Raw genomic sequence first — 1,067 nt, 5'->3', positions numbered from 1 at the left:
AACAAGATAAAAGCCGTCGTCTCAGCCTGTAACGATGTGCCGAAACTGATTGCGGCAGCGCGGGCCGTCCTCGAGCACGACGATCTCACTCACGAGCAGCGCAAGGAGATCGCCGAGACACTATCGACGAGAGCGACGACCTTCGAAATAGAACAGTCCGTGGACGTCAATCAAGATTAGAAACAGTAGATAGGAGTACAGCTTCGTTATTCAGAAACCATCCCTAGTAGCAGCGCCGAACCGAAGTATCATAGTGAGAATCAAGGTGATTTATAGAACCGGATACGCGAGCCGACACCATGGATACTACTCATAAAATTGAATCTCAACAAACACGTATTCGAGAACTTCTCACCGACGCTCAAACAGAGGCCGAGCAACTCCCTGAGGGTCTGAACCTCAACCAAACGATTAGTGAACTCCAAGAGACCATCGAGGCGCTCAACCGGATCGATTCTCAGACCGAGCAGGACTGAGATTCTGCATAAAGAAACGGTATTTCCATCTACTGAAAGATATCGTTGATCGCGATCTTCGCCTGCTCGGTGCCGCGGTGATCGCCGCCNCCGTGCCAGCGGAGCAGCGGGAGACTCGAGGCTCTGCACATCTTGTCCTTGACGATCGTGCAACCGGAGCGCCCGTGTGGCCGGTAGACGACGAAACAGTACCAGCCGTCCGCTCGACGGAGTTTCTCGTGGTACTCGCGATAGACCTTGAAGTTCCCCGGCTGGCCGTCGCTGTGCTCGAGCATGGTACTCTTGATCTCGACGGGGGTTCCGTTCCCGAANATCGTGCGTCGTGCCAGCTGGCCCGCTCAAGGTCGAACCGGCGCTTCTTTGCCATCCGCTTCTCGCAGGCCGTCCCGAAGTGATTTGCGCGCTTCGATCGATTCACGGCGATCGCCTCCTCTCCCGCGCGGCGCGATTTTTTCGAAATTGCCATTCAAAAATACCACATTTCTGAGTGTTTCGCATGCGCCCCGCGCGTCGATATATATACTCCTCCGCTGCTGGCAGAGCGGCCGCGCCCATCGCGATCGCGTCGCTCCCGACAGGGAGCGAGCGCGG

The 1,067-nt window shown here is 56.1% G+C and carries 2 protein-coding genes and 1 pseudogene; 2 read left to right on the top strand and 1 reads right to left on the bottom strand.

What is annotated here, in order from left to right; genetic code table 11:
• Both C477_RS12450 and C477_RS23840 read left to right on the top strand, forming a co-directional pair.
• Positions 1 to 180, top strand: a 180-nt coding sequence (locus C477_RS12450) for a DUF7692 domain-containing protein (protein ID WP_008894853.1), incomplete at its 5' end; no start/stop codon positions are given.
• A 119-nt stretch (positions 181 to 299) separates the two neighbouring features.
• Positions 300 to 476: a hypothetical protein gene (locus C477_RS23840; RefSeq protein ID WP_160168018.1), complete on the top strand. Its 177-nt coding sequence runs from the start codon at positions 300 to 302 to the stop codon at positions 474 to 476.
• 29 nt (positions 477 to 505) lie between these two features.
• Here C477_RS23840 and C477_RS12445 read toward each other — a convergent pair.
• Positions 506 to 894 (bottom strand): annotated as a pseudogene (locus C477_RS12445) (hypothetical protein).
• Positions 895 to 1,067 lie beyond the last annotated feature (173 nt).

The sequence above is a fragment of the Haloterrigena salina JCM 13891 genome (genome assembly GCF_000337495.1).
Lineage (GTDB): Archaea > Halobacteriota > Halobacteria > Halobacteriales > Natrialbaceae > Haloterrigena > Haloterrigena salina.
The sequence above is the reverse complement of the archived record's forward strand: the minus strand, read 5'-3'. Positions and strand labels throughout refer to the sequence as shown.